The 15,699-nt window shown below is 71.5% G+C and carries 12 protein-coding genes; 7 read left to right on the plus strand and 5 right to left on the minus strand.

The window, feature by feature from the left end:
* The first annotated feature begins 417 nt into the window (after positions 1-417).
* From O7621_RS24790 to O7621_RS24810, 5 genes are read left to right on the plus strand one after another with little or no spacing between them, the layout of a single operon-like run.
* Positions 418-2,103 carry a hypothetical protein gene (locus tag O7621_RS24790; protein ID WP_282231465.1) on the plus strand — a complete coding sequence of 562 codons (1,686 nt, stop codon included), beginning with the start codon at positions 418-420 and terminating at the stop codon, positions 2,101-2,103.
* Positions 2,103-4,673, plus strand: a complete 2,571-nt coding sequence (locus O7621_RS24795; protein ID WP_282231466.1) for an RAMP superfamily CRISPR-associated protein — start codon at positions 2,103-2,105, stop codon at positions 4,671-4,673. Before O7621_RS24790 ends, O7621_RS24795 begins: the two co-directional genes overlap by 1 nt.
* Positions 4,670-6,334 (plus strand): RAMP superfamily CRISPR-associated protein, encoded by a 1,665-nt coding sequence (locus O7621_RS24800; protein WP_282231467.1) that lies wholly within the window; start codon positions 4,670-4,672, stop codon positions 6,332-6,334. Before O7621_RS24795 ends, O7621_RS24800 begins: the two co-directional genes overlap by 4 nt.
* Positions 6,331-6,891, plus strand: coding sequence for a CRISPR-associated protein Csx19 (gene csx19, locus O7621_RS24805; protein WP_282231468.1), 561 nt, complete (start codon positions 6,331-6,333; stop codon positions 6,889-6,891). The genes O7621_RS24800 and csx19 overlap by 4 nt, the downstream gene beginning before the upstream one ends.
* On the plus strand, positions 6,884-9,457 hold the full coding sequence (locus O7621_RS24810) for a TIGR03986 family CRISPR-associated RAMP protein (protein ID WP_282231469.1): 2,574 nt from the start codon (positions 6,884-6,886) through the stop codon (positions 9,455-9,457). The genes csx19 and O7621_RS24810 overlap by 8 nt, the downstream gene beginning before the upstream one ends.
* Positions 9,458-9,487: 30 nt before the next feature.
* Here the strand turns inward: O7621_RS24810 and O7621_RS24815 are convergent, their stop codons facing one another.
* Positions 9,488-11,947: a hypothetical protein gene (locus O7621_RS24815; protein ID WP_282231470.1), complete on the minus strand. Its 2,460-nt coding sequence runs from the start codon at positions 11,945-11,947 to the stop codon at positions 9,488-9,490.
* Positions 11,948-12,104: 157 nt separating this feature from the next.
* On the opposite strand from O7621_RS24815, the gene O7621_RS24820 reads away from it, so the two are divergent.
* Positions 12,105-13,238 carry an SAVED domain-containing protein gene (locus tag O7621_RS24820; RefSeq protein ID WP_282231471.1) on the plus strand — a complete coding sequence of 378 codons (1,134 nt, stop codon included), beginning with the start codon at positions 12,105-12,107 and terminating at the stop codon, positions 13,236-13,238.
* Between the two features lie 545 nt (positions 13,239-13,783).
* On the opposite strand, the gene O7621_RS24825 is transcribed toward O7621_RS24820, so the two are convergent.
* From O7621_RS24825 to O7621_RS24840, 4 genes are all read right to left on the minus strand, one after another.
* The gene (locus O7621_RS24825) at positions 13,784-13,912 is read right to left on the minus strand and encodes a hypothetical protein (RefSeq protein WP_278114792.1); all 129 of its coding nucleotides are present in this window, start codon (positions 13,910-13,912) and stop codon (positions 13,784-13,786) included.
* Between the two features lie 266 nt (positions 13,913-14,178).
* On the minus strand, positions 14,179-14,370 hold the full coding sequence (locus tag O7621_RS24830; protein WP_282231472.1) for a hypothetical protein: 192 nt from the start codon (positions 14,368-14,370) through the stop codon (positions 14,179-14,181).
* Entirely contained in the window at positions 14,367-14,615 is a 249-nt protein-coding gene (locus O7621_RS24835; RefSeq protein ID WP_282231473.1) for a hypothetical protein, read from the minus strand. The genes O7621_RS24830 and O7621_RS24835 overlap by 4 nt, the downstream gene beginning before the upstream one ends.
* A gap of 113 nt (positions 14,616-14,728) precedes the next feature.
* Positions 14,729-15,010, minus strand: coding sequence for a DivIVA domain-containing protein (locus O7621_RS24840; RefSeq protein WP_282231474.1), 282 nt, complete (start codon positions 15,008-15,010; stop codon positions 14,729-14,731).
* 135 nt (positions 15,011-15,145) lie between these two features.
* On the opposite strand from O7621_RS24840, the gene O7621_RS24845 reads away from it, so the two are divergent.
* Complete coding sequence (locus O7621_RS24845) at positions 15,146-15,352, plus strand: DNA-binding protein (protein ID WP_233605958.1); 207 nt, start codon at positions 15,146-15,148, stop codon at positions 15,350-15,352.
* The last annotated feature ends 347 nt before the right edge of the window (positions 15,353-15,699 follow it).

Raw genomic sequence — 15,699 nt, forward strand, 5'->3', positions numbered from 1 at the left:
AACCAGCCGAGCACAGCGGCAACGGCACTCACCCGCTGGGCGACAGTCCGCCATCCGATCGCTCGTATCCGGGACACCCGGCCGACGGTAGCGCCCGCCCGCATCCCTGCCGGGCGCACCGCACCACGGGACCGGTCCGACAGATTACGGCTTGATCCACTTCGCGTCAGCAGACAGTGGTACGGCATGTCGCGTCGATCAGCCGAAGTGGATCAACCGCTGGCTGTCCGGCGTCGGCGGCGAACCATTGGCCGTACCCGGGCGGTTGTCTGAAATCTGTCTACCGGTTCTGTGCGGCTGGCCAGTCGGGTCGGATATGTTTGCCGGCTGCCCTCGAAGCAGCGGTGGACCAGCATCCACGGTCCGCCTGTCCGTCCGTGTCTTAAGTACAGGCACCGGAACGACAGAGGGGAACGGATGAGCAGCCAGTCTCCAGCGAGCGGCAAGAGCCGGCACTGGGTGGTGATAGAGACCGGCGCCAATCAGGCGTACGTGTTCGCCAGCAACAAACAGGCGGTGAACGTCGGGGCCAGCGAATTGATCTTCCGGAGCGGCACCGAGTGGGTGAAGACCGCCGTTGACAAGGTCAACGAAGAGCGTACGGAGCCCGTCGTCGAGATCGTGGTGGCCGCCTCCGGCAAAGCGCTGCTGCTCGCCGACGACGAGGACGCCGGCAGGGGGGTCATCCGGGCGGTGACCCGCCGTGCCCTCGACGAGGCACCGGGCCTGGAAATCTGGGGCACCGTTGACCCGAAGCCAATCGTCGGCGACGCCGATCTGGCGGATGGGCTGGGCCGGGCCTACCGGCGGCAGGCGGCGTGGCGCAGCCGCCGCCCGTCGCCGCTGCTGCGACACCCGACGTTGCCGTTCACCCGGCCGTGTCACTACTCGGGACAGCCGTCGACCGTGATGGGTGAAGAAGGTGGCACACCGTACCCGAGGGCGGCGAGCGTGCACGCGGCCTGGTCGCGGCGTAGCCCGGGCCGACAGCGGATGGCGAGCCGACTCGGCGAGAAAGCTGTGGTCAGCGCCAGTCAACTGGCGGACGGGGTGAGCAACGCCGGCTGGGTGGCGGTGATGCACGCCGACGGCAACGGCATCGGCGGCGTGTTCCGCAGCATCGCCGATGCGTACAGCGGTAAGGAGTTCCTGGACCAGCTGCGGGCCTTCAGCCGGGCGCTCGACGAGGTGACGGTCACCGCCCTGCGGTACGCCGTCGAGCAGGTCGCCGACCGGACCGGCTGGCTGCTGCCACTGGTCGTCGGCGGTGACGACGTGACCGTGGTGATGGACGCTCGACATGCGTTCGAGGTCACCGCGACCTTCGTGGAACGGTTCGCCGAGCAGGCCGCCGGCAACGCGACCATCTCGCAGGTGCTGGCCGATATCGGCCGCCGAAAGGCGACCGACGTCGGGCAGCCGAGGCTGACCGCCTGCGCCGGGATCGCGTACGTCAAGCCGCACTACCCGTTCAGCCAGGCATACGAGCTGGCCGAGGAGTTGTGCACGTCCGCCAAGCAGATCAAACGAATCGATCCCAGTTGCGGCGCGCTGGACTTCCACGTGCTGCATGACTCGGTCGGGCAGCATCTGAAACAGATCCGGGCACCGCTGACCGTGACCGACTGTGAGACCGAGCTGCGGCTGTGGCCCGGCCCAGTGGTGATCGGCGAGCCGAAGAAAGGCAGCCGGGCGGCGGCCCGCGACGTCACGCTGCTGCGCGCGGCGGTGAAGGGGCTGGGCAAGCAGTCGAACGAGGACGATCCGCCGGTGTTGCCCCGAAGTGCACTGCACCGGTTGCGGCAGGCGCTGCTCGCCGGCCGTACCGAGGCGGGCCGGGCCCGCCACCAGGTCGCCGTCTGGGCGCCGGATCCGGCGGCGGCGGGGGCGTTTCTGGCTGCGCACCTGTTGATGCCGGAACCCGCTGGCCCGGATGGCCGCCAGGTCACCAGCCGTGCCCTGGACGGCAAGGTCCGGTCCGTCTGGTTCAGCCGGATCCTCGGCGCGATCGACCTGATCGACATGGCGACCGGCACCGCACCGCACGCCAGCCGGGGCATCGGCTACGACAGCCGGCGGCCACGACAGGAGGCGGCGACCTGATGGGCGACCTGGAATCGACCCGCGACGCCCGCAGCGGGCTGCGCAACGGCCAGCCGTTCACCGTCGAGGTGGAGTTTCTCAGCGACTGGGCGTGCGGCACCGGCACGTCCCGGCACGGTGCGGTGGACCGTGAGGTGCAGCGCGACGCCGACGGTCTGCCGATGCTGCGGGGCAAGGCGCTCGCGGCGGTACTGCGCGACGCGGCGGAGACAGTCGCCGTCGGGCTGGACGACGGAGCCATCAGCGGTGTCTGGCAGGACTGGGTCGAAGCGATTTTCGGCAGTCAGCCGGGCGCCTCGTCCCGGCAGCGGCTCGACCCCGGCGGGCGGTTCCGGCCGCAGCAACGCGCCACGCCGGTTCCGGCGGCCCTGCAGGCTCGGCCGCTGCGCCTGCCCGAGGAGGTCCGGCGCGCGATCGCCGCTTTCGACACACGTGACCGGGACCTGGCCCGGGAGGCGACGGCGCTGCTCCGCCCCGGGGTGGCGATCGACATCGACCGGCGCACCGCCGCCGACGATACGTTCCGAATCGAGGAGCGGGCAGCGGTCGGGCTGACCGTCACCGCCGAATGGCAGTTGATCTTTCCTGGGGTGGGCAGCGAGGTGCCGTGGGAGGCGGAGCTGCTGTTGCGGGCCGCAGCCCGGCTGGTCGACGCGATCGGCGGCAAGCGCCGCCGGGGGGCAGGCCGGTGCCGGGTCACCATCGTCGATGACGCGCCCCCGAACCACGGCGCCGACGGAGAAGAAGTTGGACCGGAGGTCGGCCGAGGCGCCGATTCCCAGCTGACCGCGCTGCTGGACCGGGTCGATGAGGTCCGGCCCCCGGCCGACGTGGTGTCGACGGGCACCGACGACAAGGCCACGCCGCTGGGGGCCTGGGCCACCGAACCGCCTGTGCACCTGCACGATCTGCGGATCACCACGCTCACTCCGCTGCTGGTCGCCCGGGGCGTGATCGGCAACATGGTGCTGACGGAGCGGTTCGTGCCGGGTACGTCGCTGCTGCCGATGGTGGCGCAGGCGCTGGATCAGTCGGCCAACGACCGATCGGCCACCGAGCTGATCACCGGCGGTCAGGTGGTGGTCACCAACGCCACCGTGGAGGTCAACGACAAGCGGTCGCTGCCGGTGCCGCGTGCCCTGCACCGGCCCAAGGACACCGACCCGGACACAGAAGGCACCGGGCCGGACGAACAGCACGGCGATCAGCCAGTGCAGCTGATCAACCTCCTGCGGCCCCGGACCGACGACGGCCGGCGGCTACAACCGATGACCGGCTACTACGTACCCGACGGCCGCGGTGGCATCCGTCACGCGGAGGCTGACCTGGTGGCGCAGGCGCACGCCGTCGTCGACGACACCTCGCAGCGGCCGACCGAGGACTCCGGCGGCTTGTTCGTCTACGAGGCGATCGCCGCCGGCACGGTGCTGCGTTGCGAGCTGTGGCTTCCGGCCGGCACGAAGCTGGACACCAAATGGCTCAACGGCAAGCACGCGATCGGCCGGTCCCGCAAGGACGACTACGGACACGTCACGGTCGAAGTGATCGCTCCGGGGAGGCCGTTGAAAGCCCACTCGTCGCCGGACCGGACCGGCGACAACATCGACGGCGACGTCAACGACGATGGCGGCGACGCGAATAACGGTCAGCTCGTCCTCTGGCTGCTGTCGGATCTGCTGCTGTCCGGGCCGGCCGGTGAGCCGGTCACCGACCCGACGGTGGTCGGGGCCGTGCTCGGCAAGCGGCTCGGGGTCACGTTGACCCTGCCGGATCCAGGCCCGGACGGGCCGCCGAGGGAGCTGGTCACCACCCGGCGGGTCGAATCGTGGCAGCGCCGATGGTCGATGCCGCGCCCTTCGCTGACCGGGCTGGCCGCCGGCAGCGTCATCCGGTTCGAGATGACCGGGAAGCTCGACAGGAAGCGGGTGCTGCGGGTCGAAGCGACCGGTCTCGGAGAACGGACCGCCGAAGGGTACGGCCGAATTGCGCTGCAGCCGCCACTACTCGCAGCCGACACAGTCCGACTGTCCGACCCGGCCCTCCCGCACGACTGCGGAAACGCGCAGAAACCGGGTACCGAGCAGCAGGAGGGCGAGCGGCCCGCCGAACAGCAGCCCGGCCTGGCGGTCGAGTTGCGACGGCGCGGCTGGCGACGCGAACTGCACCGCACCGCGGCGGTCCGGGCGGCCAGCGCCGAGCTGCGGCGCAAGTTCGTGCCGCCCGATGCGACAGCAGCGCAGCTCGGCACGTTACGAACCCTGGCCGACCGGCTCACCGTAGCCGGCGGTCCGCAGCAGATGCTGAGCTGGATCGCCGCGACCGAGCGCAACCGGACACGCAAGGAGGTGTGGGGCGCCGAGCGGCTCGGCCTGCTGCGGATGCTGGCCAGCGGAGACGATGTGTTGTGGCGGCACCTGACCGAACCGCCGGCCGACATCGCCGGGGAACTGCACCCGGCGGCGGCCGGGTGGCTGCTGGCCGAGGTGGTGCGGGCCGAGGTCGGGCAACGCCGTAACCAGCCGGCGAGCGACGAAACCGCCGCCGCGACGCAGACCGGGGTACGGTCGTGAGCCGCCGGGTGACCAGCCGGTGGGAGCTGACCGGCACACTCGTCGCCCAGGCTCCGCTGCACATCGGCGGGCTCGACGTCGGACCGGCACAGCTGGTCCAGGCCCGCGACGGCGCAGACCGTCCACTGCTGCCCGGCACCACGCTGGCCGGGGTGATCCGGTCGGCGTTGCAGGCGGAAGGCGTACCCGACTATCAACTGTGGGGGCTGCCACCGGACCGCGACGGTGCCGGCGGCGAAGCATCCTGGGTACGGGTCGACGACGCCCCCGCCATCGACGAGCCGCAGGTCGAGCTACGCGACCACGTGTCGATCGACCGGGTGCACGGAGTGGCCGCCAAGGGGCATCTGTTCAGCCGGGAGGTGCTGCCCGCCGGCACCCGGTTCGCCTTCCGGATGGTGGTTGACGCGCCGGAAAGCATCGACGCCGACGAAGCGGAGCAGCTCGTCCACGCCATCGCGGCCCGGCTACGCGGACCGGGGATCAGCGTCGGAGCGGCGGTCACCCGTGGGCTCGGCCTGGTCCGGCTGGCGGACGCCGAACTGCAGGAGTCGATGCTGGCCACCCGGGCCGGCATGATCGCCGCGTTGCGCTCCGGCGGGAAGCCGGCTGACCTGCCGGACGCCGACCCGGACGAGGTGCCGGCCGGCGTACTGCGGGTCGTCGTGCCGTGGCGCCCGCACGGTCCGCTGGCAGTGCAGGTCAGCTCAGACGGTGACGTGGTCAGCGCGTTCCCGCTGACCGGCCGCGACGGTGCCGGCGGCCACCGGCTGGAGCTGCCCGGTAGCTCGATCAAAGGGGTGCTGCGCAGCCACGCCGAGCGGATCACCCGCACGGTGACCGGCGCCGAGGTGCGGGAGAAGTTCCTGGCTCAGATGCGGGCCGACGGGCTGGGGCCGGTGGCGGCGCTGTTCGGCACCGCCGCAGCCCGGGACAGTGGCGACCGGGATCTGCCCGCCGGCCGGCGCGGCGCGCTGCAGGTCGCCACCTGCGTCAGCGCCACCGCCCTACCTGCCGCCCAGTGGGACGCGGTCCGCCTGCTGCAGCAGCGGCTCAGTGAGACGGCTGACCACAGTGGGCAGGACAGGGGCGAAGATGGGGTCGAGGGGGGCACCGGTGGTGACGATCCGGCACCACCGAAGGTGTCGGACCAGCGGGCGGCGCTGAGTCGGCTGCAACTGGCCGTCGACGACCTCAACGAAGCGGTCGACGGCATCCGGTTCACCATCGCCCACCATGTCGCGGTCGACCGGTGGACCGGCGGGGCGGCAGATGCGTTGCTGTTCGCGACGGTGGAGGCGCACACCACCGGCCCGGACGCGTGGCAGCCGATCATCCTCGACCTGGCGGTGGACCAACTCGACCAGGATCCGACGACGGCCGGCCCCGGAGCCGACGACGACCGGCGGGCCGCGTTGGCGTTGCTGCTGCTGGTGCTGCGGGATCTGTGCGACGGCTGGCTCGGCTTCGGCCACGGCACCACCCGGGGCGCGGGCGGCGTACGGGTCGATCCGGAGGCGGTGACGTTCCGGGCCGGTCACCGGACCGGCTGGTTCCACGCGCTCGGCAACCGGTCACTGGCCGATGTGCTCGCCGACGAGGAGTTGACCGCGTCGCTGACCACGGCCTGGCTCACGGCGACGACAGGAGGGGCGGCATGAACACCGTGGGGCGGGTCATCTCGGATCTGGGGCGCGGCACGACCGGGCAGGCACTGCGCATGTTCGTGGACAGTAGGACGTCGGGGGTCGGGTTCTGTTACCGGCCGGTTGACGTCCGCTGGTTCCGGTTCGGTGCCGACGGGGTGCCCAGAGGTGCCGACGGGACGGCGCTGGACCTGACCGGGGTGTTCGAGTTGCGGGCGTTCACCGCCGAAAAGGAGCTGCGCTGGCGGCACTGCTCCGCCGGGTCCGGGACCACCGCTGTGGTCCGTGGCCACGGGTTGCCAGAGCATCGTCGGCTGCTGTGGGGCACGGTGGTCGGCCCGGCTCCCGGACCGGGCTGGGTGACGCTGCACGACGCCCGGATCGGCGCACTGCACGTCCCGGTCGGCGGCCCGGCTCCCGCCGACGGCGACCTGGTGTGGCTGCGGGCCGTCGAGTACGTCGAGGAGGACCGGCACGGCAACGTCGCCGTGGTCGACGAACGGCTGGTCGGGCTGGTCGCCCGACCACACCCCAACAGCGAGGTGACCGAGGAGGCAAAGCCCGATGAGTGACCAGCACCTGCCTGACGGCTCTATCGACGCGGCCGGCCCGACCGAGTTGAAGGACGCCGAGGGGCACTTCCTCAACCCGTACGGCTTCGTGTCCATCCCGGACCGCGCCGCACTGCCGCCGGAGCTGGCCGACGGGCCGCCGGCCAGCCACGACCGTTACGACCCGGACCGGTGGACCGGCACGATCCGGGTCCGGGTCACCACCCGTACCCCGATGTTGATCCCGGACCACGGTCGGCGCGCGGCCGACGGCACCGCGGCCAACGCGCCGCTGCCGGTACGGGTCGACCACGCCGGCCGACCGGTGCTGGCCGGCTCGGCGGTCAAGGGTGCGCTGCGGTCGGCGTACGAGGCGGTCACCAACTCGCGGTTCGGCGTGTTCACCGGCCACGACCAGCAGTTGGCGATCCGAGCCACCACCGACCATGCCCAGCGGTTGCGACCCGCAGTGGTGACAGAGGTCAACGGGGACGGCAGCGCCACACTGCAGGTGGTTGATGCGCTGGATCCGAAGGACTGGCAGGGTGATCCGCTGGAGAAGCCCGTGCAGACGGCGGTGTGGGTGCCCATGGACCTGCCCTGTGAGTGTGTCGGAGGCTGTAGCGGCAAGGTCGGTCATGCGGTCGCCGGCTCGCAGGAGTCGACGCGCAGCCCCGAGATGGAGGCGTGGATCTACTTCGCTCTCCTCGGCCCGTTTCCGCTGTGGCGGGTCGCGGTCTATGCCCGGCCCGGCGAGCTGTGCGACGAGTCGGTGGCGGAGCAGCGCCGTGTCGCCGACCGCCAGGACGAACGGGCCCGGGCAATAGAGCGGGCACGAAAGGCTCAGGAGGAGGGAAAGAAGAAGAACAACAACACGGGACTGATCGTCACCAACCATCCGTTGGTGCGGGTCCGGGGGCGGCTACATGTCACCGGCAGCACATTTCCGGCCGGCGAAGGGCGCAAAAGGTTCGAACGGTTCGTTGTCACGCAGGTCAAAGAGGGTCCGGCAAAGCCGGGACTGTCGGCCCCGACCGTCGGCAAGGCCCTGGTCGACGGCTGGCGAGCGGTGATCGATTCCTACGAGCGCGCCCACGAGACGGAAAGCAGCCTGACGGGCCGCTACGGCAGCTACGTGTGGGACGCGAAGCGATGGCGGACACTGCACGTCGGTGACACGCTCTACGTCGAGCCGAGACGGGGTGCGCCGGTCGGGCTGTATCCGGCGATGATCGGGCGGGTGCCGTTCCCGGGAGCACCGGTGACCAGCCTGCCGCACCGACACCAACCCGCCACCGACCGCACACAACTCTCGCCTGCCGACCGGGTGTTCGGGTGGGTACGCCAAGGCGAGGACGACTCACGGGTGGCGCATCGGGGGCACCTGAGGGTGCTACCGCCCGACGGCGACGGGGTGCCCGGCAAGGACAAGGTTCATCGGCTCATCCGCCCACTGGAGCTGGTCGTGCTCAACGGGCCGAAACCGTCGCAGTTCCTATTCTATCTCGGCGACCGTGACGGGGCTCCGCTGGAGGCTCCGGATCGGCGCGCTGGGCAGGGCTACCCGGCCGCCGCCGGTGCTCGCCGGTTGCGGGGCCGGAAGACCTATCTCACCCACGCCGAGGTACTTGACGGCGAGCCGGGCGCGGCGGACTACTGGACGCCGCCGGCTCAGCTGCCCCGGCCGGCGACACCGAACGGTCCCCCACCGCCGAAGCCAAGACCGATGGCGGTCGGCGGGCGGACCCGCTTCCGGGAGTACGCTCGCCCACCTGTCGACCGCAATGCCAGAGACAACACCCAGATCACCACGTCGGTGTCGCACTGGGTAAAGCCGGGGACCACGTTCACGCTCACCCTTCAGGTCGACAATCTGACCGGCACCGAGCTGGGGGCGTTGCTGTGGCTGCTGTCGCTGCCCGACGGCGCCTGCCTCAAGCTGGGGCTGGGCAAGCCGTTAGGCTTCGGCGCGGTACGGGTCGAAGTCGACTGGGACGACACCCGGCTGTTCACCGGCGATCGGCTGCTGGACCGCTACCGCACACTGTCGCTGTCACCGCCGCCCGCTGACGCGGCCCTGAACGCGGCCCGCCAACTCGTCGCCAGCTACGACGACGTGCTGCGTGAGCATCTGACCGACGTGCGGGAGGAGTTCCTCAACGCCGCGTACGGGTTCGTCGGCGCCCCGGTCCACTACCCACGCATGGCGGACCACTCACCGGCGGGCGTGCCGGCCGCACCACGCAACACCACCTACGACTGGTGGGTGGCCAACGACAGAATCGGCAAACAGGCCGGGAAGGTGTACGGGCGGCGGCTGTCGCTCGGTGAACTGTCCGACCCTAGCTCGTTGCCGCTGCCGTACGACCCGACCGGCGTCCGGCCGGGGAAACCGAAGGGCGGCCAGCCGGGCGGATCCACCGGCAGTCGACCCGGCGAACCCACAGGTGCCCGATCGGGCGAACGGTCGGGTGAGCCGCAGGACAGTCCTCCGCGCCCCAGACGCCGCAAGATGGGTGGCCGCCGGAGACACGGCGGCAACGGCCACCGGTACGACGACCGCGGCCGGGGCGGCGGACGCCGGTGAGCAGGCTGCCGGGTTCCGGTAGAGGTCCCGCTACCGGAGCCCGGCACCGGCCTGACCGGCCCGTTCGGCGCGCCAGGCCAGCTCGGCGTGTTCGGTGTCGCGCAGCCGGCGTACGTCGTCGCGCAGCTCGGCGAGCAGGTCGGTCAGTCGGGGGCCGGTGCCGGGGCGGTCACCGAAGGTGCTGCGGGCGGCGGCGGCGATCGCGGTGAGCAGCCCGCTGACGGTGTGCTGCGCTCCCCCGGTGCGCTCCACGATCAGCGGTTCCAGGTTGAGCGGCTCAGGGGTGTCGCCGTCGGCGCGACTGCGGCCGTGGGTGATCGGCAGCCGGTTGCGGATCTCGTACAGCGGTCGCAGCACCTGCCGCCGGGTGGCTTCCTTCAGCCGGTTGGCGTCGATGGAGTGTTCGGTGCTGGCGCAGGCGCCGATGATGGCGCGCATCCCGGTGGCGGCGTCCCGGTCGACGTCGGGCAGCGCGGCCCACACGTCGATCCGTTCGCCGATCATCCGGAGGGTGCAGTCCTCGGTGGTGGTGACGCCGGCCTGCACCGGCACCGGCCAGCGGCGCAGCCGCCGGGTGGCGCAGCGCAGCGCGTCGGACAGGCTCACCGCGCGGGCGCTCAGCGGCTGCCCGGTGGCGAGGGTGCCGAGCAGTCGGGCGGCGGTGTCGAGTTCGGCGACGTCCAGGGCGTGGCTGGCGGCGGCGAGGATGGCCAGGTCGGTGCCGAAGCGCAGCGGCAGCCGGTGGGTGCCGGCGTCGAGCACACTCCGGTCGCGGGTGACGAGCTGACGCACGAACAGCGGGATTCCCCGTACGGCGGCGGCCTGCTGCCCGGCGGCCAGCAGGGTCAGCACATGCTCCTTCGGCCCGGTCGGGATGAGCACGATCGCCCCGGTGTCCGGGCCGACGTGCTGGCGCAACAGTTCGGCGGCGACCGGCTCGGTGAACGCGGCCGGGTCGTCGGCGGCGACGCCGAGGTCGGCGATCGGGGCGGCGACGGCGGTGTGCCCGGCGGCCCGCAGCCGGTCGGCGGCCTGGCGGGCGTGCGGGTAGGTGCCGGCGGCGGTGCCGAGGATCAACGCCTTGACCGGCACCGGCTGGCCGGCCGGCACCCCGAGGTAGGTGCGGACCGCCGAGTCGAGGTCGTCGCGCCGGTCGGGGTCGGCGGCGGCCTCGACGACCTGTTCGACGATGTACGGGCTGCCGTCGCGCGACGGGTTGCCGACGACGCTGAGGTACCAGGCGGTGTCGCCGGGCACCAGGGGCAGCGGCCCGAGCCCGGCCGGCGCGTTGTCACCGGCTGCGGTCGCGCCACCGCCACCGCCACCGGTGGCGGTCGGGGTTCTGTCGTGTTGGCGCAGGTGTCGGCGCAGCGCGTCGAGCATCGGCGGGTCCGGTGGTTTGAGTTCGTGGGCGCTGGCTTTGCCCATCTCGTTGAGCTGGTGGACGATCTGCGAGGCGAGCCACCGGCCGCTGGGCGCGGCTTTCGCCGCCCGTACCGCCGGGTCTGCGTGCCCGGCGCGTTGCTCGCGGATGACCCGCAGCATCGCCCCGAGGGTGACCGGGGTTCGTTTGGCGTGCTCTTCGGCCCAGGTGAGCAGGTCCAGCGGGGAGCCGTCGGCGGCGCGTAGCTCGTGGTAGCGCTGGACGACGTAGGCGCGGACGGTGAATCCGCTGCTGCCGTCGCCGCGCATCAACGCGGCGGCCATCACGGCCCGCATCCGGTCGGCGTTCGGCGCGACGTACGCCTGCCCGAAGTGATCAGCCTCCGCGTCGACGACCCGCCGCTGCTCGACCGTCAGGCTCAGCTGGCCCGCGTCGGCGAGAGCCCGCAGCAGATCGTGGTAGCGCCAGCGACGCAGCAACGGCACCACCGGGTCGACCGGCAACCCGGCCGTCGGGTCGTAGACGGCGTGCCGGGGCGCCACGGTCGGCCCGATCCGGATCAACGACCACGGCAGGCCGGACGTGATCACCGCGTCGAGCGCGCCGAGGACGGTCTGGGTGGAGCCGCTGCCCCAGACGACGTACGCCCGGTCGGTGCCCGGGTCGGCGTGGGTGTCGAGGGTACGGGTGACGCCGGTGGCGATGTCGGTCTCGTCGAGGCTGTCGCCGTGCATGACGGTGACGGCGGCGATGGTGCCGCCGTACAGGTCGGGCAGGCGGCGGACGGCGCGGTCGATCGCGGCGGCGATGGCGGCGATGGCGGCGACCCGGGCGGTGGTGGCGAGGATCAGGTGTACGGCGGTGCCGGCGGTGCCGGCGGTGTCGGGGTCGGCGTGCAGGGCGGCGAGTGCGGCGGCCAGCGGCGCGGTGTCGCCGGTGGTCTGCGCCGGGGTGCGGAGCCGCAGGACCCGCCGGGTCTGGTCATCGTCGTCGGGCCGCTCGTCGAGCAGCCGCAGCAGGTCGGTGGCGCCGGCGCTGTCGGGTGGGGGTACGCCGAGGTCGGCGTGCCCGACGGCGTGCAGCACGAAGGAAACGCGAGGGGACACGGCCCGTCCAATCGAGGGGGTGGTCGCGGGGATGGTGCCGAGCCGATCAACGTTACTCAGTGGATCTGTCGCGGAGCCGGCGGTGTCGGGTATCCGATGGCGACCTTGCCCCGGCGGCGGGTTCCACAGTGGCGCGGTCGGCGTCGATGATGGCACGGTGACGGACGATCGGTGGGACGGACCGGGGCTAACGGTGTTCGGCTCGGCCACCGGTGGCGGCCGGGCGGGCCGGGCGGGCCGGGTCGGCGGCGGGTCGGGCGGTGACCGGGGCGGCTGGGCGGGCGGGCTGCGGGCGGCGTTGTCGGACGGGACGGCGGCGGTGGCGGTCGGCGGCGCGCTTGCCGGCGGGTTCGGTGTCGAGGCGGCCAAGTCGGTGATGGTCGGTGAGGCGGCCGGCCGGTGGTGGTTCGTGGTGGGTTGCGTGGCCGGGGTGGCGCTGCTGGTGGCCGGGTTCGGGCTGCGGGAGCGGGCGCACAGGCAGGTGCAGGTGGGGATCGTGGTGACCGCGCGCGACGTCGGGCGCGGGCTGGCCAGGGCCCGGCAGTACGAGCAGCAGGCCGAGGAGTTCAGCCGGTCGACGTGTGCGGTGACGGTGGCGACGGCGGTCACCTTGTCCGGTGATCCGGTGGTGGACAAGTCTCGGGTCGAGGAGTTGGCGGATGAGACGTTCAACGCGTTGATGCTGGCGCAGCGGCTGACCCCGGAGGCCACCCGGGTCAATCTGATCCCGACGATGCCGCTGCATCTGGCGTTCTGGTTCGGGGCCCGGCTGGGTCACACCCATTCGCGTGAGGTGCGGGTCCACGCCGTCCGCCAGGCCGACGGGTCTCCCCCGTATTTCGCGGCGACGGCGTTGCGGGCCACCGAGTCGGCGGCGGCTCCGCTGTCGGCGAGCCTGGAGGTCGTGGCGGGCGGGGATCCGTCGCGGGCGGCGCTCGCGTTGGATCTGCAGGGTTTCGGGCGCCAGTTCGCCGATCCGGTACGGGAGACCTGCCGACAACATGGCATCGGTCACCTGCTGGTGCTGCGCAGCGCGGGTTCGTTGTTGACCGAGGACGCGGCCACCTATACCGGAGTGGTGGAGCAGGCCCGCCGGGAGTGGCTGGCCGCCGCGTTGCCGAGTGCCGCCCGCACCGGCCGGTACGCGGTGTTCCTCAGCGGCTCGGTGGCGATCTCGTTGGCGTTGGGTGCCCGCCTGGCGGCACCGGATCCGGGGCGGTGGACGGTCTTTTCGTTCGACCGGGACACCCACTCGTACCAACCGTTTCCCTTGCCGGAGCCGACCCGGTGAGCGACAATTTCCACATCGGCCTGTCGGCGACTACCGGACGGGAGGTGAGACAGCCACGCCGGGCCCAGCGGCCTCCATCGAGGACGGACGACACATCGATGTACGCAAGATTAGGTGCCGGAGTTGCGGCGAAATGTCGATTGCGGCAACCTCCGACACGCCCGGGATCCGGGGGAGGTTGGCGGAAAGATCCCAAAGCGCGCCTCACAGAGATCATCTGAGCCGGCACCAAGATCATGATGATCATGAGGTTGCCCTCGGAGCCACCTGTTTGCCCAGCTCAGACCGCCCGACATTTCGGACACGGTCCCCCGACACACGAAAACCGCGCCGGATTGAAACCGCCAGCGGCTGCCAGCGCGTGTCTAACATTCGGGCTAGTCCCCCGACACACGAAAACCGCGCCGGATTGAAACAACCTCCCTTCTCTCTTTGTGCATAAGCGGACAAATACTGTCCCCCGACACACGAAAACCGCGCCGGGTTGAACCCGGCCCCAAGACGCGAGGAACGAGAAGCCCTGAGCTGAATTTCGAGGCTGAGTGTCAGCGCGGTGGCGGTGGAGTGGTGGTCAGCTCGCCGCACTTGGGGCACCAGCGGCTCTTGACTCGGAACGAGAACAGGCCGGCGAGGAAGCCGAGCAACGCGGCGCTGGTCAGCGCGCAGATGTCCATGACCCTCTGCCTTCCCTACGAATGAGGGTGGTGGGGTCGGGCCGGTGGTTACCGCCACCGGCCCGACCCCCGAGGTCCGCCGGGTCGCCCAAGCGGAACGAAAGGCCTGGAGCACGCCCAGCCGTACGACGCCCTCGGCGTAGGCGTTAGGCACCAGTGACCGGCCATGGAGCCGGGGCACCGTACGACGTAACCGCCCGAGCCAGATCCGGCCACCTGGCCCACACGGACGACGGAACCCCCGGCCAGAAATTGGCCCGGTTCGGTCACTGCCGGCAGTAGTACGACTCGTACTCGTACAGCGCCGTTCGGCCCTCCCCACGGTCGCGCCCGGAGAGGGTCAGCAGCTTCACGGAGACCATGACGCGCTGCCCCGTCCCGCCGGAACCCGCGTCACACCACACCTCCACCGTGTCCGTCTTCGGCAGCTCACGCGGGCCGATCACCAGGATTGTCACGACGTACGCCCTCCGCTCGAACCAGTGGGATCGAACCGGGCGAGCACGGCGGCTCGCTCCCGGCGAGACAGCTCCGGAGTGTGTGCCCACATGGACAGCAGACGTTCGGCGCTGGGCCGGTCGGTGGCCTCGAACGCCCGGAGGGCGTTCTCCACCCGGTCTATGACAGGGCTCTTGCCGGGCGGGTAGAGCGCCATCAGCCGGGCGGGTGCGGGTTCGTCCGGTGGGGCGGGGAAACTGTTCATCGGGTCGGACCTCCCGTGTCCGATCAAGGCCCCGGGTTGGCGTGTCCGCGCCGCTCGGGGCCGCCTTGTCTGGCCAGGGGTGGGTACGTGGATCGTCCAGCGAACTCCGGGGCTCACCACCGACCCCTGTTCCGGGCTTGCGGACCGGGCTCCGGATCACCCGATGCCGGCGGCGGGTCGTCGAACCGGCAGCCGATGTGCCGTTGCCGCCACTGCCGCAGTCCTTCCCGGAGCCGTTCGGACTCGGTCCGAGCGGCATCGCTCTGTCGGACCAGCCGATCCAGCTCGTCGGCGAGAAGCCCCAGATAGACGTACACCTCGTCGGGGTCCAGCCCACGCCACCGCGACCCGAACCGGACCGCCCTGACCTGGTGCGGTTCGAGCTGATGCCTCACGCCCTCGAACACTGCAACCCCGATCCCGCGTCTCCCGGTCCCTGCAGGCACACGCGAATCATGAGCCACACTTGCAGGAGTAGTCAATAGGGTAGGTCCGATTGGGTAGACCCGAACATGCCTACCGTTCGGCTCATGACCGGAGGACCGGGCGAGTTGATGGGTCCGTACGAGATCGCCGAGTACCTCGGCGTGTCTCGGCAGCGGTTCCAACAGATCGCTCGCCGACCCGGCTTTCCGAAGCCCTACCAGGAGCTACGCGGCATGAAGGTGTACCTCGCTGCCGAGATCACCGAGTGGGCGAAGCACAACCGGCCGCCGCGCCCGGACGCCGACGAGTAGCCCTCTCCGCCCTCCGAATCGGCAGCGCGGACCCGGCCGTCTCGCGCGATGTATTGATCTACGCCCTTCCATGTACGTCGTAACCTGTCGGCGGCGCGCGCCGGCACGTCACACACCCGACACTCGGCCAACCGGCTCGGCATGTGCCCGGCAACGGCCTCCCGCGCCTGGGCCAGCACATCCGCGTCCGGCCGGTTCCGCATCGCCGCCGCCACCGCGTCCAAGGGCGTCCGCTGCGGGTCTTTGCCAGATGCCGCCGCCACTCCACGAGCGGCCAGCAACCGGAAACGCGGATCACGCCCGATGTCCGTCTGCCCCGGCGTCCGTCGCGGCAACGGCGGCCGGTC

The sequence above is a fragment of the Solwaraspora sp. WMMD937 genome (assembly GCF_029581175.1).
GTDB lineage: Bacteria > Actinomycetota > Actinomycetes > Mycobacteriales > Micromonosporaceae > Micromonospora_E.